Genomic DNA, 19121 nt, shown 5'->3' on the forward strand with positions numbered 1-19121 from the left:
CCCCGTCAGCTGTTGCTGCCGTATTTGACGGCAGTGATCGTCACCATTCCATATTCGGTTGGAATGCGCACATAGACAGGAGCGTATACATTTGCCGCGTCCGACTTGGCAAACCAGATTTCCATGCGGTCGCTCTTGCTGAGATAGTCGATGTCCTTGCGGCCCTTCTTGTAGCCCGAGCGCGGCACGAAGCGCACGCCGCAGACAACAGCCTTGCCCTTGAAGCCATTGGTGGAAAAATCCTCGTCGCCCTTTGGCGACAGCACCAGATCCATGCGTGTCTCGCCGTCGAAGATCGGCAGCGTCTGCGAGCAGACCTTGGTATCGCCGGTGAAGACCAGGCCGGAGATCGGATCGAGCACCGAGCGCATGTCGCGCGGCGTGACGTCGATCCAGTTCTTCGGACGCTTCGGCATCGGTGTCGTCGTCGCCGAGATGATGTTGCCGTTGCGGTAACTGACCTCGTAGACGCGGGCCTTCCTCTTGCCGCTCTTGTAGTAGAGTGAGTACTTCAGCGCCTGCAGCCTGTCATTGCGCACGACCCCGGTGACGCTGGTCTTCGCCGAAATCGTCGTGATGAGATCGGCAAGACCGGAGGAATTGATGTCGCCGGCGATCGTGTAGCTGTGATCGTCCTCGATCTGCGTCAGGAACGCCGCGCGCGCGATCGGCAGGCCGGCGAGCGCCACCCGGTATTCCGTCCGATGCTGGATTTCGGCCGCAGATGCCGGTATGGCATGAAGTGCGGCGATGGCCGAAATGAAAATCCGTCTGCCCGAATGAGCCATGGAAAAAAGCCTTGTCTTGCTGCGCGCTGGCAGGCCCTTGCTGAGCGCTCTATACTCCTGCCGTGATGGGAAGAAAACAGCAGCTTTTTGACAGAATTGCGGGAAAGGCCAAGGTTTGGCTTGACGCGCGCGGCCTGTCTGACTATAGAACCGCAACTTTCCAATCATGCCCGTTGGATTGCGCGCCTGGCTTTGCCGGGAATGGCAATTCGATGGCCCGAGAAAAACAAGAATAGGTGTTCCATGTCCCGCGTGTGCGAATTGACCGGCAAGGCCGTCCTGACTGGTAACAATGTCAGCCATGCCAACAACAAGACCAAGCGCCGGTTCCTGCCGAACCTGTGCCAGGTAACGCTGATTTCCGACGCTCTCAACCAGCGTTATCGTCTTCGCGTTTCGGCTGCCGCTCTTCGTTCCGTCGAGCATCGTGGCGGCCTCGATGCCTTCCTGCTGAAGGCCAGCGAGAACGAATTGTCGATGCGCGCGCGCCTGCTGCGCCGTCAGATCGCCAAGAAGACCGCCGAAGCCGCTGCTGCGTAAGCTTCTGCCCTTCTTTCATACGGCTTCAAAAGGCTTGAACGGATAATACCGGACAAGCCTTTTGCTTTGCCGGTTTGCTCCTCCAACTGGTGGCATCACCCAGGATAAAAAAATGCTGAAGAACCGCTATACCATCGCCTATGTCGCGCTGATGACGCTCGTCGTCGTCGCCTCCAACTTCCTCGTCCAGTTTCCGCTGAACGCCGAAGTCGCCGGCATCAACCTTGCCGACATCCTGACCTGGGGCGCCTTCTCCTATCCGATCGCCTTCCTGATCACCGATCTGACCAACCGCCAGTTCGGCCCGCAGGCAGCCCGCAAGGTCGTGTTTGCCGGCTTCGTCGTCGGCGTAACGCTCTCCTTCTTCACCTCGGTGCCGCGCATCGCCATCGCTTCCGGCTCGGCCTATCTCGCCGGCCAGCTGCTCGATATCGCCGTCTTCAACCGCCTCCGCCGCCAGGCCTGGTGGCGCGCCCCGCTGGTCGGCTCGCTGATCGGCTCGGCGCTCGATACGGTGATGTTCTTCTCGTTGTCCTTCGCTGCGTTTTTCGTCCTCCTCGGCCCGAACGATCCCTTCGCGCTGGAAGCAGCCCCTATCCTCGGCGTCTTCGCCACGGAGGGACCACGCTGGATTTCCTGGGCGATCGGCGATTTCGCCGTAAAGATGATCGTCGGCCTCGTCATGCTGCTGCCCTATGGTGCGCTGATGAACGTGCTGCGGCCGATGCAGGCCGCTCGCGCCAACTGATTTAGATTACGGACGCCGCCGGACTGCACCGGCGGCGATGGCAGGATGCAGCAGCACCTCCGCCGCCAGATCGTCGATACCAAGCGATGAATCGAGCCGCAGCACCGGCGCTGTCTGTGTTTCCAGCCATTGTTCATGTGCCGCAAGGCTGCGGCGCTCGGTACCGGCCGTGTCATAGCTGGCCGCCCATTCCAGGAATTCCCCGCTTTTTGCGGCCATGTCGCCGCCGGGCCCGATTCTGCTGCCGTAGCGGGCAAGCTCCCGCGCAAGAATGCGCGCCATTCTAAGCTCGGGGTCTATCCTGAGGAACACGATCAGATCGTAGAGCGGCTCAATCGGCCTTCCCCATTTCAGCGCCGATCCGGAGAGGACCCAGCCGTCGTGCCGCGCCGCTTCCTCGAGCAGCAGCCGGATGCGCTCGTCGGCATTCCTCGGCGTCGTGAACGGCGGATCGGTCGGCATCCAGAAGAAATCGTCGGTGTCGAGATGGGTGATATCGAGCCTTTCGGCAAGCGCGCGGCCAAGCGATGTCGTGCCGGAACCGGACGCGCCCAGGACGTGGATATGCACCATGAATCTCCCTCCAAAGACTGCTTCCCGATACGGCAGCCGGCCGATTGCGGCGGGATAGCCGAGGCATAGGACATCGGTCTGACGTGAATCTAGGCATCGTGCTTTCCGAAAATCGATTCCGATTTTCGGGCCGATGGCTTGGATCAATTCCGCTTCTGGGAACTCGGCGCTGCCCACGCGGCCTCTTCCGAAAGCCGGAATTCCAGCATCAGATTGCGCTGCAGGATCGAATGATTGTCGTCCGAGACCAGAATGATATGAGTCGTGCCGTCCGCAGCCTGGAAAGCATCGAGCCCTTCCATATTGTCGATCTGCGAGTTGAAATTGCCTTCCAGCAGCAATTCGCCCTCAACGACGGCGCCAGGCCTGATAGCGGCGCCCCGGATGCGCCGAAGACGCATGCCGATGCCTTCGGCCATGTTGAAGCGACGCTCCAGCAGCAGCAGGTCGCCGTTCGGCAGGAAGGCGCCGTCAGTGATGTCGAAGCTGCCGTCCCGCTTAACCGCGAAACGCCCTTTCAGCGGCCCGCTGAGAATGGCCGCCAACCGGTTGCCGTCTTTGTCGAGACCACGTTCGGAGACGACCACCACGCCGCCCTTGAGCGGGCTCGATGCCGGCGCCACGGTGATGGTCTCGATGCCGCGATTGTCGCTCAGCATCTTCCGCGGGATGAGGATCGGCAAAGTGGCGATCGCGCCCGAATCGGCAAAGCCGGGATCGGGATAGACATCGACGCGATGATCCTGCTCGAAGGAAACCAGGATCCGGTCGCCGTCGAGCGCCAGGCCCTCGGCATCCATATGCCCCTTGCCCTCGAAGCTGCGCCCGGCGCTGTTCTTCATCGGCGTGATCTCGACATCCGAAAGACCGGAAAGCCTGCCCTTGACGTCACGTTCGATGCTGCCGGTCAGCCACTGGCCGGTATCGAGCACGACGACGAAATGTTTTTGGTCCTGCCGGAAACGGATGGAGGAGAGCGAGCCGAACAACGCTCTGCTGGAGACCATCTCCAGACCGCCGACAAATTCCAGCGATCCGAATTTCGTCTCCGAAGAGCCGATCCTGAAATCGGAGATTTGTCGGCTAATGACCGGCACGTCGTCGCCGGCCCACGACGGGAAAGCGCCTGACGCGAGACAAAGAACAATCGACGCCGTATGGCAGAGGCGCTTGAGCGTCATGCCAGGCATTTCCTTTGAGCGGCGTCAGCCGGCACGGCGTAGCCGGCCGCCGCGCGGCTGGACGGATTGGTCTTCGAACAGCGAAGCAAGCTGCTCGGTCATCGCACCGGCAAGCTCATCCGCATCGACGATCGTCACGGCGCGGCGATAATAGCGCGTCACGTCGTGACCGATGCCGATCGCCAGCAACTCGACAGGCGAGCGCGTCTCGATCTGTTCGATGACGGCACGCAGGTGCCGCTCCAGATAATTGCCCGGATTGACCGACAGCGTCGAATCGTCGACCGGCGCCCCGTCCGAGATCATCATCAGGATGCGGCGCTGCTCACGGCGCGCGAGCAGGCGATTATGCGCCCAGATCAGCGCCTCGCCGTCGATATTTTCCTTGAGCAGGCCCTCGCGCATCATCAGCCCGAGATTGGCGCGCGCGCGCCGCCACGGCGCGTCGGCCGACTTGTAGATGATGTGGCGCAGGTCGTTGAGGCGGCCCGGCGTCTGCGGCTTGCCGCCGGCAAGCCAGTTTTCACGCGCCTGCCCGCCCTTCCAGGCTTTGGTCGTAAAGCCCAGGATCTCGACCTTGACGCCGCAGCGCTCCAACGTACGGGCGAGAATGTCGGCGCAGGTGGCGGCAACCGTGATCGGCCGGCCACGCATCGAGCCGGAATTGTCGATGAGCAGGGTGACGACGGTATCGCGGAACTGGGTGTCGCGCTCCATCTTGAAGGAAAGCGCCTGCATCGGGTCGATGATGATGCGCTGCAGCCGGGCCGGATCGAGATAACCCTCTTCCAGGTCGAAATCCCAGGAGCGATTCTGCTGCGCCATCAGGCGACGCTGCAGCCGGTTGGCGAGACGGCCGACCGCACCTTGCAGATGCGCCAGCTGCTTGTCGAGAAAGGCGCGCAGGCGCTCCAGTTCGGCGGCGTCGCAGAGTTCCTCGGCGGTGATGATCTCGTCGAACTCTTCGGTAAAGACGTGATAATCGACCTTTTCGTTGAAATCGGCGAAAGGCGTGTTTGGACGGCGGGTCTCGCCCGGCGTTTCCGAATCGTCCTCGCCTTCTTCCATCATGTCGTCATCGGAGATTTCGGCGCCTTCGGTCTCGCCGTCCTCCATCTGCTCGTCGGCGACCTCGCTGTCCTCGACAGGGGCGGCATCCGTGCCGGCATCCTCGTCGACCTCGTCCTGGTCCTGCTCGTCGCCGCTCGACTGGTCTTCCTGCTCCGACTGATCGTCATTGTCGGCATCGCTGTCGTCGTCGCCGTATTCCTCGGCCATTTCCATGGCCGACAGCATGTTGCGGATGACCTTGGCAAAGGCTTGCTGGTCGTTGATCGCGCTGGACAGGTTGTCGAGTTCAGGCCCTGCCTTGTCCTCGATAAAGTCACGCCAGAGGTCCAGCACCTTGCCGGCGGAGCCGGGCGGGCGCTGGCCGGTCAGCTTCTCGCGCACCATCATCGCGACGGCTTCGCCGACCGGTGCGTCTTCCTGGCGCTCGATGCCGGTGAAATTCGCCTTGGAGTATTTCTCTTCCGTCATGGAGCGCAGGTTCGACGCCATGCCCTCCATGCGCAGCGCGCCGATCGATTCGACGCGCGCCTGCTCGACCACATCGAAGATCGCCCGGGCGTCCGAGCCCTGCGGCGCCATCGTCGCATGCACCTTCTCGTCATGGCAGGCAAGGCGCAGCGCCATCGAATCGCCGAGACCACGGGTGACCGCCAGCTCATGCGCCGTCGGCCGCTTGGAAAGTTCCGGCAGCCGAATGCGCTCGCCGGTCATCCCCGGCCGTTCATTGGCGAAGGTCACCTCGACATCGCCGTCGCCGGCGATCGAGCGCACGCAGCCGGTTATCGCCCGGCGCAATGGCTCGACGTCGACAGGGGCGCCGGGTTTTGCTTTCGAATTGTCACCGCGAGCTGCCATGATCGGTCGGTCTCAAGCCCCGAGAACGATGTTGGCGGCACTTTCCTTCAGCTCGACGCCGAAGGCGCGCTGATAGTGCTCGGCGACCAACGGGCGTTCCAGCTCGTCGCACTTGTTGAGGAAGGTGACGCGGAAGGCGAAGGCGAGATCGCCGAAGATCTCGGCGTTTTCGGCCCAGGTGATGACCGTGCGCGGGCTCATGACTGTGGACAGATCACCGTTCATGAAGGCCGCGCGCGTCAAGTCGGCGACGCGCACCATCTTCGAAACCGTCTCGCGGCCGTTCTTGTCACTGCCGAAGCTCTTCACCTTGGCGGCGACGATATTCACTTCGTGATCATGCGGCAGGTAGTTCAGCGTGGTGACGATCGACCAGCGGTCCATCTGCGCCTGGTTGATCTGCTGCGTGCCGTGATAGAGGCCGGTCGTGTCGCCGAGGCCGATCGTGTTCGCAGTCGCAAACAGACGGAAGGCCGGGTGCGGCCGAATGACGCGGCTCTGGTCGAGCAGCGTCAGGCGGCCGGAGGATTCGAGCACGCGCTGGATGACGAACATCACATCGGGGCGGCCGGCATCATATTCGTCGAAAACGAGCGCCACATTGTGCTGGTAGGCCCAGGGCAGGATGCCATCCTTGAACTCGGTGATCTGCAGCCCGTCCTTGACGACGATTGCATCCTTGCCGACGAGATCGATACGGCTGACATGGCTGTCGAGGTTGATGCGCACGCAAGGCCAGTTGAGCCGCGCCGCCACCTGCTCGATATGCGAGGACTTGCCCGTGCCGTGATAGCCGGAGATCATCACGCGGCGGTTATGGGCGAAGCCGGCGAGAATGGCGAGCGTCGTGTCGCGGTCGAACAGGTAGTCGGTATCGAGGTCCGGCACATAGGCGTCGCCCTTGCTGTAGGCGGGAACTCGGATATCGGAATCGATGCCGAAGGTCTCGCGGACCGAAACGGTGGTATCGGGCAGTTCGGATATATCAAGGTCGATCTTGCTCATCATGTCTCCAAGGCGGGTGATGCCACCCGGCCATACTATCTCAGGCCATGTCGCAACCGTGACGCCGCGTTTTTTATTCCGCGCCCGTCCAGGTCGGAACGTCGGCGATGCTTCTCCGGGACTGAAACGAAACCTCGGCGGGATAATGACCGCGTGCGAGCATTCTTGAAAGAGTCCCGGACAAGAAACGCCGCGTCCGGAAGGTCGGCGGAGGCGATGTCGGGAAAACGCACAAATATGAGCCGCGTTTGCCTGCGGCCTCAGCCGATTTGGACCATACCCGATTGAAGCCCAAGAGCAAGGACGGGAATTAACAAAAACCGTTCTGCTTCAACAATTGATAGGCCTGGATGACGGCGCGGAAACGCTCCTCCGAGCCGCGGTCGCCGCCATTGGCATCCGGATGGTGTTTCTTCACCAGTTCCTTGTAGCGGCTCTTGATCTCCGCCGATGTCGCATTGGCGTCGAGGCCCATCGTTTCGAAGGCCTTGGTTTCGAGCGATTTCAGCTTGCGCGCCTGGGGGAAACGCGGCCCGCTGCCCTTGCCGCCTTCCTTGACGAAGCCGAAGGGATCGCGAACACGCGTATAGGCGCCGGAGCGCACCTCCGAATGCAGCGGACTGTCCTTCGCCGCCTTGTTGACGCCGACCGTCCATGTCGGCCGGTGGCCGGTGATCGCCTCTTTCTGGTAACGCGCGATCTCGCCGTCCGAAAGACCGGAGAAATAATTGTAGCCCTTGTTGTATTCCTTGACGTGCTCGAAGCAGAACAAAAAGAACTGGCCTTCGGCATTGCGGCCGACGGGAGCGCGATGCGCCCCCTTCTTGTCGCAGCCGTCCCACTGACAGGTAGGCGGCGCCTGCTCTGTCTCCTGCTCGCGTTTGCGGCGTGTTCGGATGCGATCGAAATATTTGGAATCAAGTCTCATGACGGCGCTAATTATGGGGCTGTCGCGAAGCGACAACAAGAATTGACAAACGGGAATGTTGCTGGCTTGGTAGGTACCCTTTTCGCGAACCAGCAAGACCGGATGATGACCCTGCGAACCCGCATCGAAGAAAAACTTGTCGAAGCCTTCGCGCCCGAACGCGTAAGCGTCATCGACGAAAGCCATCTGCATGCCGGCCACCAGCCTGATATCACCGGCACCGGCGAAACCCATATGCGGGTGAGGATCGTTTCCGGAAAATTCGCCGGCATGTCGCGGCTGGCGCGCCACCGGGCAATCACCGACCTGTTGAAACCGGAGCTCGATGCCGGCCTGCATGCGCTGGCCGTCGAACCGGCAGCACCCGGCGAACCGACCCGCTGGTAGCGGCGCCAAAGCCTATATGGGCATTGGCGGCCCGCAATCCTACAGTGCCGCGCGCCTTTTCAGACGCGCTACACGCTGTAGCAATTTGATGACTGGGATCAGGTGGGCTTTGTGCCGTCTTCCCCGGCGGGACGGATGCGCAGCTTGGTGATGCGGTTCTTCTCCCGTTTCATGACGATAAAACGCTTGCCGTAGAAGGTGAAGGCTTGGCGCTCTTCCGGGATGGTCATCGATTCATGGATGACGAGGCCGGCAATCGTCGTCGCCTCCTCGTCGGGCAGGCTCCAGTCGAGCGCGCGGTTCAGGTCGCGGATCGGCACGCCGCCGTCGACGACGACGGAACCATCGGCCTCCTGACGCACGCCCTGTATCTCGATATCGTGCTCGTCGGAAATGTCGCCGACGATTTCCTCGAGAATATCCTCCAGCGTGACGATGCCCTGCACTTCGCCATATTCATCGACGACGACGGCGAAATGCTGCTTTCGGCGCAGGAAGGCGTTGAGCTGATCCTCGAGGTTGGTGCTGTCGGGCACGAACCACGGCTTCTGCGCGATCTTCACGATATCGAGGTTCTGCGGCTCCATGTTCGGCTCGGCAAGCGCCCGCAGCAGATCCTTGGCGTGGACGACACCGATGATGTTGTCGATCGTGCCGCGCCACAGCGGCATGCGCGTATAGGGACTTTCGAGGATGACGCGCACCACCGCTTCCGGCGGATCGTCGGCGTTGATCGCCCGCATGGCGGTGCGGTGGACCATGATGTCGGACAGTTCGAGTTCGCTGAGATCGAGCACGCCGCCGAGGCGGTCGCGGTCGGCCTTCACCACCGATCCCTCGCGGTGCAGCAGGTCGACGGCGCCACGCAGCTCCTCATGCGCCGTCAGCATCGATGTCTCTCGTGACAGATTGATGCCGAACAGCGAAAGAATCTGCCGCACGATCGCATTGACGAAGGAGGAAACCGGGCCGACGACGGTGACGAAGAGCTTGGCCGGCAGCGCGATGGCGAGAGCGAAGCGCTCAGGCGCCGAAATCGCCCAGCTCTTCGGCAGCACTTCCGCGAAGATAACCAGGATGACGGTCATCGCGAGTGTCGCCAACGCCACGCCGGAACTGCCGAACAGCCCGAGAAAGAGGCTGGTGGCGATCGAGGAGGACAGGATGTTGGCGAGATTGTTGCCGATGAGCAGCGCGCCGATCAGCCGGTCGCGCCGCTCGATCAACTGCCGGACGAGGCCGGCGCGTTCGTCGCCGTTGACTTCGAGTGTATGGATACGGCTGCGCGAAACGGCGGTCAGCGCGGTCTCGGAGCCGGAAAAGAAGGCGGACATGAGCACGAGCGCCGTGATCGAAAGGATCTCCGGCCAGTATGTCTCGAGAAATGCCAGAGCGCCTTCGATCGACATCAGGCGTGTTTTTCCCGGAGAAAGCTGATCACTTCGGACGCCGGAACATCGTCGGCGACGAAGGACTGACCGACGCCGCGCGTCAGGATGAAGGTGAGCTTGCCGCTCTTGACCTTCTTGTCCTGGGCGATCGCGTCCATCAGCGTTTCGGCCGGCGGCAGGTCGCCTGGAATATCGGACATGCGGGTCGGCAGGCCGACCTCCTTCAGATGCCGCTCGACGCGCCGCGCATCGTCGGGGCTTGCAAGGTTCATCCGTGCGGAGAATTCATGCGCCAGCACCATGCCGATCGAAACGCCCTCGCCATGCACGAGGCGGGAGCTGTCATAGGCGGTCGCCGCTTCCAGCGCATGACCGAAGGTATGGCCGAGATTGAGCAGCGCCCGCTGACCGTTCTCGCGCTCGTCGGCGACGACGACATCGGCCTTCGCCTGGCAGCTCGCGGCAATCGCCTCGATGCGCGCGGAGCCGCCGGTAAAAACCGCCTTCCAGTTCGCTTCCAGCCAGGCAAAGAAATCCGGCTTGTCGATCAGCCCGTATTTCGCGACCTCGGCGTAACCTGCGCGGAATTCGCGCGCGCTCAGCGAATTCAGCACATCTGTATCGGCCAGAACCAGGTCCGGCTGATGGAAGACACCGATCAGATTCTTGCCATGGCGGGAATTGATGCCGGTCTTGCCGCCGACGGAGGAATCGACCTGCGACAACAGCGAAGTCGGCACCTGGACGAAGCGCACGCCGCGGCGGACGATGCCGGCCGCAAATCCCGAAAGATCGCCGATGACGCCGCCGCCGAGCGCGATGACGTAATCGTTACGCTCGACGCGGGCTTCGAGCACCTTGTCGCAGGCTGTGATCAGATGTTCGAAGCTCTTGGTCTTCTCGCCGGCCGGCAGGACGACCTCAGCCGAGGCGATACCCGCTTCATCCAGACTTGCGACGAGGGCCTTGAGATAGAGCGGCGCGACATTTTCGTCGGTGACAACAGCCGCCTTGCGGCCCTTGAGCCGGGTGGCGATCTCGGCGCCGGCTCGCGCAATCAACCCCGGCCCGATCAGGATGTCGTAGGCGCGCTCGCCGAGCGGCACATGCACCGTTCGGATGGCGGCGGCGGAGGTTATCGCATTCATGACGCTGCACTTTCCTTCTGAGCTTCGATCACGGCCTTTAAGACCTCGTCGGCCATGATTTCCTTGCGCACGTCGCGCGAAAGCACGGTGATATCGGCCTGCGCATAGATCGGATAGCGCGCATTCATCAGGCCCTCGAGCGTCTGCTTCGGATTTTCGGTCTTCAGCAGCGGCCGCGTGTCGCGTTTGTTGACTCGCTCCCACAACACGTCGAGATCGGCCTTCAGCCAGACGGAAAGGCCGCCCTTCTTGATATGCTTGCGCGTCCGGTCGTTGATGAAGGCGCCGCCGCCGGTGGAGACGACACGCGGCCCGCTCTTTAGCAGCCGCTTCACCACCCGCGCTTCCAACGCCCGGAACTCTTGCTCGCCATAGGCGGCGAAAAGCTCGGCGATCGTCATGCGCGACACCCGCTCGATCTCCAGATCGCTGTCGATGAAGGGAATGGCGAGCTGGCTGGCGACGATGCGGCCGACGGAGGATTTGCCGGCGCCCATCAGGCCGACAAGGATCAGATTGCGTGAACCGAGCGCGGCGCGAGCTCTGTCTCTCAAGCTGTCAGCAACGGTCAGCAGTTGTTCACTCATCGGTCCATTCACACTTTGTTTGCAAACGGTATCGACAAATGCAGGTGGAGCGTCAAGTCGCGGACAAGGGAATCATGGCTTGAATACCGCTTCTTGCACTTGCAGATAGGCTTCTTATAACAGAAGCAGAGCATGAAGGAGTTGCTGAATGCCGACCCTGTTCCGTTTCCTGTTCGTCTGCGCGATCCTCGCCGGGACGGTCTACGGAGCGATGCTGGCGCTTGTGACCTTCGTGGAGCCGCAGCAGCGCGACGTGACGATCCGCATTCCGTCCGAGCGGGTCAATCCGCCCGCCACGGGTGCGATCGACACGACCAGGAAGTGACCGGCATGGTGGATCTCGGTCGCGTCCATGTGGAATCCTTCCTGGAGATGATGAGCGCCGAGCGGGGTGCTGCCGCCAACACGCTGCAATCCTATGAACGCGATCTCGACGATGTCAGATCCTTCCTGAAGGAGCGCAGCATACGGCTTACCGAAGCCGCCTCCGCCGATCTTGCCGCCTATCTCTCCTCACTCGCCGGAAAGGGCTTCAAACCCTCCTCGCAGGCGCGCCGGCTTGCGGCCATGCGGCAGTTCTACAAGTTCCTCTATGCCGAGGGCCTAAGGACCGACGACCCTACAGGCATTCTCGATGCGCCGAAGAAGGGCCGCCCGCTGCCGAAGACGATGGGTGTCGAGGAGGTCGGCAGGTTACTTTCGCAGGCCGAGGCCGAGGCGGAGGATGCGGCTCCGGGCCAGTTGCACCGCCTGCGCATGCTGGCACTGCTGGAGCTGCTCTATGCCACCGGAATGCGTGTCAGCGAACTCGTTTCGCTTCCTGCCCGCGTGCTCGATCAGGAAGGCCGTTTCCTGATGATCCGCGGCAAGGGCAACAAGGAACGGCTGGTGCCGCTGTCGCAATCGGCGATATCAGCCCTGAAATCCTACGGGCGCCTGCTGGCGACCGAAAATGCAGCAGCGAAGGAACCGCCGGAAAGCGCCTGGCTGTTTCCCTCCGCCTCGAAGGAGGGATATCTGCCGCGCCAGGTTTTTGCCCGCGACCTCAAGAACCTGGCGATCCGCGCCGGCCTGACGCCGTCGCTGATCTCGCCGCATGTCATGCGCCACGCCTTTGCCAGCCACCTGCTGGCCAACGGCGCCGATCTGCGCGTCGTACAGGAACTCCTCGGCCATTCGGACATTTCGACCACGCAGATCTACACACATGTCCTCGAAGAGAGGCTGCAGCAGCTTGTCCAGACGCATCACCCCCTTGCCAAACAGGCGAAAAAGCACGAATAGGACCGGCGACATGGGGCGGAGCCAGGAAAACGCCCCGGGCACAAGGAACGGAAACGCACCTCATGCACAATTATCTCGACTTCGAAAAGCCGATCTCCGACCTCGAAGGCAAGATTATCGAGCTGAAGAAGCTCGCGACGGAAGACGAGAGCATCGACACCACCGATGAGATCGGCCGGCTGGAGGTTCGCGTCCGTGAGGCGATCGTCGAAATTTACTCCAAGCTCAATCCCTGGCAGAAGACGCAGGTCGCCCGCCATCCGCAGCGCCCGCATTTCGTCGATTACGCCAAGACGCTGTTCCAGGAATTCACGCCGCTCGCCGGCGACCGCAAGTTTTCCGAGGATGCAGCGATCCAGGCAGGCCTTGCCCGCTTTCGCGGCCAGCCGGTCGCCGTCATTGGCCAGGAAAAGGGCAACGACACCAAGAGCCGCATCAAGCACAATTTCGGCAGCCCCCGTCCGGAAGGCTACCGAAAGGCGATCCGCATTCTTGAAATGGCCGATCGTTTTGGCCTGCCGGTGATTTCGCTGGTGGATACGGCAGGCGCCTATCCCGGCGTCGGCGCCGAAGAGCGCGGCCAGGCCGAGGCGATTGCCCGCTCGACGGAAATGTGTCTCGGCGTCAAGGTTCCTCTCGTCTCCGTCGTCATCGGCGAAGGCGGCTCGGGCGGCGCCATCGCCATTGCCACCGGCAACAGGGTCTACATGCTCGAGCATTCGATCTACAGCGTCATCTCGCCCGAAGGGGCAGCCTCCATCCTTTGGCGCGATTCCACCCGCGCCCGGGAAGCGGCGACCAACATGAAGATCACCGCTGAAGACCTGAAATCGCTCGGCATCATCGACGGCATCATTTCCGAGCCGCTCGGCGGCGCGCATCGCGATCCCGACAGCGTCATTGCCGCGACCGGCGATATGATCGCCAATGCCCTGGCCGAAATGGCGTCCCGTTCCGGCGAGCAGTTGCGCAACGACCGCCGGCAGAAATTCCTCGCAATGGGCCGCAATCTCTAACAGACATTCGGCTCTTCGCCGATTGGGGCCAAATCTTGGCCACATTGATGTTATCTGTAACACTCGCGCTTGCGGGGACGTTCGTGGCAAAGTCATAGGCTGGTAAGGGTTTATAAAGTATAAGCCGCCTATGATTCCTTCTGATGCCTGGACTCCATAGGCGGACCGGGTGGCACTATCTTTATGGGCTAGTTTGGATGCGCATACGTCATTTTGCCTATATTTCCCTCATGGCGCTGGCTCTGTCCGGCTGCAATGACGCGTTGGAAACCGCGCAGGTCGATCTTTCCAAGGTCAAGAACAAGGTCGAGCAACCGCTTCCCGGCCACATCCTTGCTCAGATGTCCGCCAAGGGCATGGACCGCAATTCGCCGATCATGATCCGCATCTTCAAGGAGGAAGGTGCCATGGAGATCTGGAAGGCGAAGACCGACAACCGTTTTGACAAGATCGCCGATTACAAGATCTGCGCCTGGTCCGGCCGTCTCGGCCCGAAGGTAAAGACCGGCGACCGGCAGGCGCCGGAAGGTTTCTACGACCTGACGCGCGCCAACCTGAACCCCAATTCCAAATATTATCTGGCGATCAACACCGGCTTCCCGAACCGCTACGACGCGGCGAACGGCCGCACCGGTTCCGATCTGATGATCCATGGCGCCTGCTCCTCCTCCGGCTGCTATTCGATGACCGACCAGCAGGTGCTGGAGATCTACGCCTTCGCCCGCGACGCTTTCAAGGGCGGCCAGGCGACGGTGCAGCTGCAGGCTTTCCCCTTCCGCATGACGGCGGAAAACATGGTGAAGCATCGCCTCGACAGCAGTTACGACTTCTGGAAGATGCTGAAGGTCGGCTACGACAATTTCGAAGTGACGAAGCGCCCGCCCGAGGTGAACGTCTGCGAGAAGAAATACGTCTTCAATCAGCAGGCAACCGACGGCGGCGCCTTCAACGCCGCCGGCAAGTGCCCGGCTATGTCGACGCCGCCGGCGCTGACCGCAGCTCTCGCCTCCTACGGCAAGACCTACGATGCCGATTATGCCAAGGCGATGAGCAAATTTGACGGCATGGCCTGGTACGATCCCACCGAAGCCGAGCGCAAGGCCGTGGTCGCCAAGACGCGCAAGGGCCGCGAACTTGCTTACGCCCCGACCGGCACCTCGCTGGAAGCCGGCCGCATGGTCAAGGTCGCCGAACTCGAAGACCTGATGGCCAAGCGCACCGCGCAGGGCCTCGCCGCCAAAAGCGCGCCTGGCGCCACGCCTGCAGCACCTGCCCAGCCGCAGCCAATGGCCGTCGCTGCCGCGACACCTGCGGTCGTGCCGGTGCCGATGCAGAACCCGATGCAGAATCCCCTCGCCTACACGGCTCCCGAACCGCAGGAAACGGCGGAAGCCGCGGCAAAGAAGCCGTTCTGGAAATTCTGGGCGCGGAACTGAACGGCTTGCCCCCCGTTCTCTACGATCTTCGCGGCCTGAAATGCCCCTTCCCCGTGATCAAGACACGCAAGAAGCTCGCCGCCATGGCGAGCGGCACACTCATTCGCGTCGACACCACCGATCCGCTTGCTGTGATCGACATGCCGCATTTCTGCAATGAGGACGGCCACGAACTGGTCGAGACGGAAAAGACCGAAAGCGGCCATCGCTTCCTGATCCGCAAGCGCTAAAGCGCGTCGCGATCTTTCAGATTCGCTTCCCGCGCTTTAGCTCTTTGTTTTACGCATGTCGTTATCGCAATACCGCTGCACACTTTTGCGCGACATGCTCTAAATTCTGAGGCCGGGAATGGCGAGCGGATTGTCGGAGAGCGCCGCACGATCCGGCATATCGATGCGCGGCTTGCCGAGGAAGGCGTCGAAGAGATCCTTCACGAAGGCTTCCGGCAGATCCCTGGTGATCAGCACCATGCGTGTGCGCCGGTCTTCCCCCGGCCAGGCGGGAAGCCGCACTGGCGGATGGAAGATGCTCTGCACCCCATGGAGCACGAGCGGCCGATCCGGCCGGTCGGAGACCGACACGATCGCCTTCATCCTCAACAGCTTCTCGCCATGGGCCGAACGCAGCAGATCGATGAACATCTCGAGCGCCATCGGATCGATCGGCTTCTCCTCAATGATCGAGAAAGAACGGATCGAGACATCGTGACGATTGACGTCATGCGGATCCTGATCCGCATGAGCGTGATGATGGTGGTGGTGACCAGCATGATCATGGCCATGATCGCCATCACGATTATCATCGTGATTGTGATGTCCATCACGACCGTGGTCGTGATTGTGATGCGCCTCGTGTGCATCCTCGTCCTGCAGCCAGCGGCCAACATCGGCAATCTTCGTCGCCGGATCGTAGAGCCCGTTGACCAGTACTGCGGCACTGCCCGCATCAGTGCTGTCGGCATCCATCATCACCGCACGCGGATTGAGCGCCCGCAGGCGCTTTTCCAGCCCGTCCGTCGCCTCGGCCATCGACTTTTTCGAGACGATCAGCCGGTCGGCGACCGCCGCCTGCTTGCGCGCTTCCTCGTGATTATCGAGCGTCTGCAGCCCATTCACCGCGTCCACGACGGTAACGACGCCGTCGAGCTCGAAATTCGTAGCGATGACGGCATTGCCCATGATCGCCTGCATGACCGGCGAAGGATCGGCAAGGCCTGTTGTCTCGATGACGACGCGCTTGACCGGCTTGACGCGGCCCGTCTGCACCGCGTCCATCAGGTTCGCCAGCGTATCCACCAACTCGCCGCGCACGGTGCAGCAAAGGCACCCGTCGGACAGCTCGATGATCGAATCGCCGGAACTTTCGACCAGGAGGTGGTCGATGCCGACATCGCCGAATTCGTTGATGATAACGGCCGCATCCTTCATCACGGTGTCTTTGAGGATGCGGTTGAGCAGCGTCGATTTGCCGGCGCCGAGAAAGCCGGTCAGGATGGTGACCGGAATCCTGTCTTTGAGCGCGCTCATGTCATCTACCTTAGCTTAAAAGGATGTCGGGCGCGGCATCGGCACCGGCACGTTGGCGAGCGTTCCCGCGGTATCGCCCCGTGCCATTTTTTCCGGCTGCGCAGCCGGCTGCGGATCCTGGCCCGGAATCAGGCCGGCAAAGACGAATTGCGGATCGTGGTCCATCGGCTGGATATAGGGTGACTGCACCCTCATGCGGCCGACCTCGTCGCGCGTTTCGCTGCGCACCTTGGCGCCCTTGGCGCTGCAGATATCGGCGCTGATGTCGGTCACCTGGTCCTGTCCCGACCCGTAGGGTCTCAGCGAACCCAATGTGTCGTTGCTGGCAGGCTGGGTGGTGAAGCCCTTCTGCAAAAGGTTCGCCGTCGCATCGGCGCGCGCTGCAAGGCTGTCGGTGCCAAGCACGACCGAGATCAGCGTGCGGCCATTGCGCGTCGCCGAACCGATCTGGTTGAAGCCCGAGGCGCAGATGAAGCCGGTCTTCATGCCATCGGCGCCGGCGAAGCGGCCGATCAGCATGTTGAGGCTCGGCACGTTCTGCTGGCCGGTGGTGAAGCCCTCCAGCGCGAAATAACCGGCATATTGCGGAAAATCGCGGCGCAGCGCCACCGTCAGCACCGCAAGGTCACGCGCCGTTGTATACTGACCCTTGCCGGGCAGGCCGTTCGGATTGACGAAATGCGAATCCGTCATGCCGAGCTTCAGCGCCTCGCTGTTCATCCGCGTCACGAAGCCTTCCTGCGTGCCGCCGATGGCTTCGGCGACCGCGACCGCGATGTCGTTAGCCGATTTCACCATCAGGATCTTCAGCGCGCTGTCGAGCGTCAGCTTCTGGCCCGGCTTGAAATACATCTTGGCGGCAGGCTGCGCGGCGGCGCGCTTGCTCATGACGATGGGCGTATCGAGGCTGATCTGCCCGGCGCGGATCGCATCGAACACGGTATAGACGGTCATCAGCTTGGTCAGCGAGGCCGGATACCATTTGCGGAAGGCTTCTTCATGCTCGAGCACGCGGCCGGTCTGCACGTCGACGAGAATATGCGGATTGGCCTGGGCAAGCGAAACGGAGCCCAGAAAAACGGCAGTCGCCGCTGATACGAAAGAAAGCGGCCGCAAGGCAGCAAACAAACGGAAGTGGCGCGTCGACACGGTTCGTCCTTCAGATATCAGGAAAATCTCGAAATCTTCCCCTATTTAGCCTATATGGCTATGACATGGCAAAGGTCATTGACTAAGTAATTTCCACAGCCTCACACCCTTGTGATGCGATGAAAGATTGTCGAGATTTCATAACAGGAACGCCGATATGCCGATTTTGAACAGAGCCGCGGAGTTGCAGGACGAGGTCGCCGAATGGCGCCGCCATATTCATGCCCGGCCCGAGCTCCTCTTCGCGGTGGAAAATACGGCCGCCTTCGTCGCCGAAAAACTCAAGGAATTCGGCGTCGACGAGATCGTCACCGGCATCGGCCGCACCGGTGTCGTCGGCCTGATCAAGGGCAAGGGCGAAGGCTCCCGCACGGTCGGCCTGCGCGCCGACATGGACGCCCTGCCGCTCACCGAGATCACTGGCAAACCCTGGGCTTCGAAGACGCCGGGCAAGATGCATGCCTGCGGCCATGACGGCCACACCGCCATGCTGCTCGGCGCCGCGAAATACCTGGCCGAAACCCGCAACTTCAACGGCAATGTCGCCGTCATCTTCCAGCCCGCCGAAGAAGGCGGCGGCGGCGGCAATCTGATGGTCAAGGACGGCATGATGGAGCGCTTCGCTATCGAAGAGGTCTACGGCATGCACAATCTGCCGGGCCTGCCGGTCGGCCAGTTCGCCACCCGCAAGGGCGCGATCATGGCGGCGACCGACGAATTCACCGTCACCATCAAGGGCCGCGGCGGCCACGCCGCCCAGCCGCACCGGACGATCGACCCGATCGCCATCGGCGCCCAGATCGTCGCCAACCTGCAGATGATCGCCTCGCGCAGTGCCGATCCGCTGCGCTCGGTCGTCGTCTCGGTGACCAAGTTCAATGCCGGTTTCGCCCATAACGTCATTCCGAACGATGCGACCTTCGCCGGAACGGTCCGTACCCTCGACCCCGAGGTGCGCACGCTCGCCGAGACGCGGTTCCGGCAGATCGTCGAGGGATTGGTTGCTGCCCACGGCGCCGAGGCCGAAATCAGCTTCCACCGCAACTATCCCGTCACCGTCAACCACCCCGATGAGACCGAGCATGCGGTCGCCACCGCCAGCGCCATCGCCGGCGCGGCGAACGTCAACGCCGAGATCGATCCGATGATGGGCGGCGAGGATTTCTCCTACATGCTGAACGCCCGCCCCGGCGCCTTCATCTTCATCGGCAACGGCGACAGCGCCGGCCTCCACAACCCGGCCTACGACTTCAACGACGAAGCCATCGCCCACGGCATCTCCTACTGGGTCCGCCTCGCCGAACAGCGCCTCGGCCTCTAGCAACAATTAAGGCTTGGCTTCCCGCCAAGCCTTTTGTATGCATGGCACTCAAGTGGTCCCGTAGCTCAGCAGGATAGAGCACCAGATTCCTAATCTGGGGGTCGCGCGTTCGAATCGCGCCGGGATCACCAGTCAATCAGATGGTTATCCCCCTTGACCGAACGCACGTTCGATGTCGTGGGAAACC

At 61.9% G+C, this 19121-nt stretch carries 20 protein-coding genes and 1 tRNA gene; 10 read left to right on the forward strand and 11 right to left on the reverse strand.

From position 1 onward, the window contains the following. Positions 1 to 5: 5 nt before the first annotated feature. On the reverse strand, positions 6 to 788 hold the full coding sequence (locus ACD590_RS20255; RefSeq protein WP_439003236.1) for a DUF3108 domain-containing protein: 783 nt from the start codon (positions 786 to 788) through the stop codon (positions 6 to 8). Between the two features lie 243 nt (positions 789 to 1031). On the opposite strand from ACD590_RS20255, the gene rpmB reads away from it, so the two are divergent. Beyond that, complete coding sequence (rpmB, locus tag ACD590_RS20260; RefSeq protein ID WP_018243798.1) at positions 1032 to 1328, forward strand: 50S ribosomal protein L28; 297 nt, start codon at positions 1032 to 1034, stop codon at positions 1326 to 1328. 112 nt (positions 1329 to 1440) lie between these two features. Then, positions 1441 to 2076 carry a VUT family protein gene (locus ACD590_RS20265; protein WP_439003237.1) on the forward strand — a complete coding sequence of 212 codons (636 nt, stop codon included), beginning with the start codon at positions 1441 to 1443 and terminating at the stop codon, positions 2074 to 2076. A gap of 6 nt (positions 2077 to 2082) precedes the next feature. Here ACD590_RS20265 and ACD590_RS20270 read toward each other — a convergent pair whose 3' ends face one another. The 5 genes from ACD590_RS20270 to ACD590_RS20290 form a co-directional block, all read right to left on the reverse strand. After that, complete coding sequence (locus ACD590_RS20270; RefSeq protein ID WP_439003238.1) at positions 2083 to 2649, reverse strand: ATP-binding protein; 567 nt, start codon at positions 2647 to 2649, stop codon at positions 2083 to 2085. A 143-nt stretch (positions 2650 to 2792) separates the two neighbouring features. After that, complete coding sequence (locus ACD590_RS20275; RefSeq protein WP_439003239.1) at positions 2793 to 3830, reverse strand: esterase-like activity of phytase family protein; 1038 nt, start codon at positions 3828 to 3830, stop codon at positions 2793 to 2795. Between the two features lie 24 nt (positions 3831 to 3854). Then, entirely contained in the window at positions 3855 to 5756 is a 1902-nt protein-coding gene (gene cobT, locus ACD590_RS20280) for a cobaltochelatase subunit CobT (protein ID WP_018243802.1), read from the reverse strand. 12 nt (positions 5757 to 5768) lie between these two features. Further along, complete coding sequence (cobS, locus tag ACD590_RS20285; RefSeq protein ID WP_018243803.1) at positions 5769 to 6761, reverse strand: cobaltochelatase subunit CobS; 993 nt, start codon at positions 6759 to 6761, stop codon at positions 5769 to 5771. 310 nt (positions 6762 to 7071) lie between these two features. After that, on the reverse strand, positions 7072 to 7689 hold the full coding sequence (locus ACD590_RS20290; RefSeq protein ID WP_018243804.1) for a J domain-containing protein: 618 nt from the start codon (positions 7687 to 7689) through the stop codon (positions 7072 to 7074). A 102-nt stretch (positions 7690 to 7791) separates the two neighbouring features. Here ACD590_RS20290 and ACD590_RS20295 point away from each other — a divergent pair, with 102 nt between their 5' ends. Beyond that, positions 7792 to 8076, forward strand: a complete 285-nt coding sequence (locus ACD590_RS20295; RefSeq protein WP_018243805.1) for a BolA family protein — start codon at positions 7792 to 7794, stop codon at positions 8074 to 8076. Positions 8077 to 8174: 98 nt separating this feature from the next. On the opposite strand, the gene ACD590_RS20300 is transcribed toward ACD590_RS20295, so the two are convergent. From ACD590_RS20300 to ACD590_RS20310, 3 genes are read right to left on the reverse strand one after another with little or no spacing between them, the layout of a single operon-like run. Then, positions 8175 to 9485 (reverse strand): HlyC/CorC family transporter, encoded by a 1311-nt coding sequence (locus ACD590_RS20300; RefSeq protein ID WP_047620352.1) that lies wholly within the window; start codon positions 9483 to 9485, stop codon positions 8175 to 8177. After that, positions 9485 to 10615, reverse strand: coding sequence for a 3-dehydroquinate synthase (gene aroB, locus ACD590_RS20305; protein ID WP_439003240.1), 1131 nt, complete (start codon positions 10613 to 10615; stop codon positions 9485 to 9487). The genes ACD590_RS20300 and aroB overlap by 1 nt, the downstream gene beginning before the upstream one ends. Beyond that, a complete protein-coding gene (locus ACD590_RS20310) occupies positions 10612 to 11202 on the reverse strand; it encodes a shikimate kinase (protein WP_018243808.1) in 591 nt (196 codons plus the stop codon). The genes aroB and ACD590_RS20310 overlap by 4 nt, the downstream gene beginning before the upstream one ends. A 148-nt stretch (positions 11203 to 11350) precedes the next feature. On the opposite strand from ACD590_RS20310, the gene ACD590_RS20315 reads away from it, so the two are divergent. The 5 genes from ACD590_RS20315 (at position 11351) to ACD590_RS20335 (ending at position 15168) form a co-directional block, all read left to right on the forward strand. Beyond that, complete coding sequence (locus tag ACD590_RS20315) at positions 11351 to 11527, forward strand: hypothetical protein (RefSeq protein ID WP_012759201.1); 177 nt, start codon at positions 11351 to 11353, stop codon at positions 11525 to 11527. Between the two features lie 5 nt (positions 11528 to 11532). After that, a complete protein-coding gene (gene xerD / locus ACD590_RS20320) occupies positions 11533 to 12486 on the forward strand; it encodes a site-specific tyrosine recombinase XerD (RefSeq protein WP_113543687.1) in 954 nt (317 codons plus the stop codon). A gap of 62 nt (positions 12487 to 12548) precedes the next feature. Continuing rightward, positions 12549 to 13502 carry an acetyl-CoA carboxylase carboxyltransferase subunit alpha gene (locus tag ACD590_RS20325; RefSeq protein WP_018448126.1) on the forward strand — a complete coding sequence of 318 codons (954 nt, stop codon included), beginning with the start codon at positions 12549 to 12551 and terminating at the stop codon, positions 13500 to 13502. Between the two features lie 197 nt (positions 13503 to 13699). Further along, positions 13700 to 14938, forward strand: coding sequence for a L,D-transpeptidase family protein (locus ACD590_RS20330; protein WP_018448127.1), 1239 nt, complete (start codon positions 13700 to 13702; stop codon positions 14936 to 14938). Between the two features lie 5 nt (positions 14939 to 14943). Beyond that, positions 14944 to 15168 (forward strand): sulfurtransferase TusA family protein, encoded by a 225-nt coding sequence (locus tag ACD590_RS20335; protein WP_028734270.1) that lies wholly within the window; start codon positions 14944 to 14946, stop codon positions 15166 to 15168. A 99-nt stretch (positions 15169 to 15267) separates the two neighbouring features. Here the strand turns inward: ACD590_RS20335 and ACD590_RS20340 are convergent, their stop codons facing one another. Both ACD590_RS20340 and ACD590_RS20345 read right to left on the reverse strand, forming a co-directional pair. Then, positions 15268 to 16464, reverse strand: a complete 1197-nt coding sequence (locus ACD590_RS20340; RefSeq protein WP_439003241.1) for a CobW family GTP-binding protein — start codon at positions 16462 to 16464, stop codon at positions 15268 to 15270. Between the two features lie 15 nt (positions 16465 to 16479). Next, the gene (locus ACD590_RS20345; protein ID WP_439003242.1) at positions 16480 to 17613 is read right to left on the reverse strand and encodes a D-alanyl-D-alanine carboxypeptidase family protein; all 1134 of its coding nucleotides are present in this window, start codon (positions 17611 to 17613) and stop codon (positions 16480 to 16482) included. Positions 17614 to 17770: 157 nt separating this feature from the next. On the opposite strand from ACD590_RS20345, the gene ACD590_RS20350 reads away from it, so the two are divergent. Together ACD590_RS20350 and ACD590_RS20355 are read left to right on the forward strand one after the other, a co-directional pair. Beyond that, the gene (locus ACD590_RS20350; RefSeq protein ID WP_018517244.1) at positions 17771 to 18934 is read left to right on the forward strand and encodes a M20 aminoacylase family protein; all 1164 of its coding nucleotides are present in this window, start codon (positions 17771 to 17773) and stop codon (positions 18932 to 18934) included. Between the two features lie 54 nt (positions 18935 to 18988). Beyond that, positions 18989 to 19065, forward strand: a tRNA-Arg gene (locus ACD590_RS20355). Positions 19066 to 19121 lie beyond the last annotated feature (56 nt).

This window comes from Rhizobium sp. 862_C5_N1_2, assembly GCF_051811205.1.
In the GTDB taxonomy this organism is placed as follows: Bacteria; Pseudomonadota; Alphaproteobacteria; order Rhizobiales; family Rhizobiaceae; genus Rhizobium; species Rhizobium leguminosarum.

Excerpts from the sequence above, each read along its gene's own strand:
- ACD590_RS20275 (WP_439003239.1), bottom strand. The coding sequence starts at position 3,830 with ATGACGCTCAAGCGCCTCTGCCATACGGCGTCGATTGTTCTTTGTCTC.
- ACD590_RS20350 (WP_018517244.1), top strand. The coding sequence starts at position 17,771 with ATGCCGATTTTGAACAGAGCCGCGGAGTTGCAGGACGAGGTCGCCGAA.
- cobS (WP_018243803.1), bottom strand. The coding sequence starts at position 6,761 with ATGAGCAAGATCGACCTTGATATATCCGAACTGCCCGATACCACCGTT.
- ACD590_RS20325 (WP_018448126.1), top strand. The coding sequence starts at position 12,549 with ATGCACAATTATCTCGACTTCGAAAAGCCGATCTCCGACCTCGAAGGC.
- aroB (WP_439003240.1), bottom strand. The coding sequence starts at position 10,615 with ATGAATGCGATAACCTCCGCCGCCGCCATCCGAACGGTGCATGTGCCG.
- ACD590_RS20340 (WP_439003241.1), bottom strand. The coding sequence starts at position 16,464 with ATGAGCGCGCTCAAAGACAGGATTCCGGTCACCATCCTGACCGGCTTT.
- ACD590_RS20315 (WP_012759201.1), top strand. The coding sequence starts at position 11,351 with ATGCCGACCCTGTTCCGTTTCCTGTTCGTCTGCGCGATCCTCGCCGGG.
- cobT (WP_018243802.1), bottom strand. The coding sequence starts at position 5,756 with ATGGCAGCTCGCGGTGACAATTCGAAAGCAAAACCCGGCGCCCCTGTC.
- ACD590_RS20255 (WP_439003236.1), bottom strand. The coding sequence starts at position 788 with ATGGCTCATTCGGGCAGACGGATTTTCATTTCGGCCATCGCCGCACTT.
- rpmB (WP_018243798.1), top strand. The coding sequence starts at position 1,032 with ATGTCCCGCGTGTGCGAATTGACCGGCAAGGCCGTCCTGACTGGTAAC.
- ACD590_RS20265 (WP_439003237.1), top strand. The coding sequence starts at position 1,441 with ATGCTGAAGAACCGCTATACCATCGCCTATGTCGCGCTGATGACGCTC.
- ACD590_RS20295 (WP_018243805.1), top strand. The coding sequence starts at position 7,792 with ATGATGACCCTGCGAACCCGCATCGAAGAAAAACTTGTCGAAGCCTTC.
- ACD590_RS20290 (WP_018243804.1), bottom strand. The coding sequence starts at position 7,689 with ATGAGACTTGATTCCAAATATTTCGATCGCATCCGAACACGCCGCAAA.
- ACD590_RS20270 (WP_439003238.1), bottom strand. The coding sequence starts at position 2,649 with ATGGTGCATATCCACGTCCTGGGCGCGTCCGGTTCCGGCACGACATCG.
- ACD590_RS20300 (WP_047620352.1), bottom strand. The coding sequence starts at position 9,485 with ATGTCGATCGAAGGCGCTCTGGCATTTCTCGAGACATACTGGCCGGAG.
- xerD (WP_113543687.1), top strand. The coding sequence starts at position 11,533 with ATGGTGGATCTCGGTCGCGTCCATGTGGAATCCTTCCTGGAGATGATG.
- ACD590_RS20330 (WP_018448127.1), top strand. The coding sequence starts at position 13,700 with ATGCGCATACGTCATTTTGCCTATATTTCCCTCATGGCGCTGGCTCTG.
- ACD590_RS20310 (WP_018243808.1), bottom strand. The coding sequence starts at position 11,202 with ATGAGTGAACAACTGCTGACCGTTGCTGACAGCTTGAGAGACAGAGCT.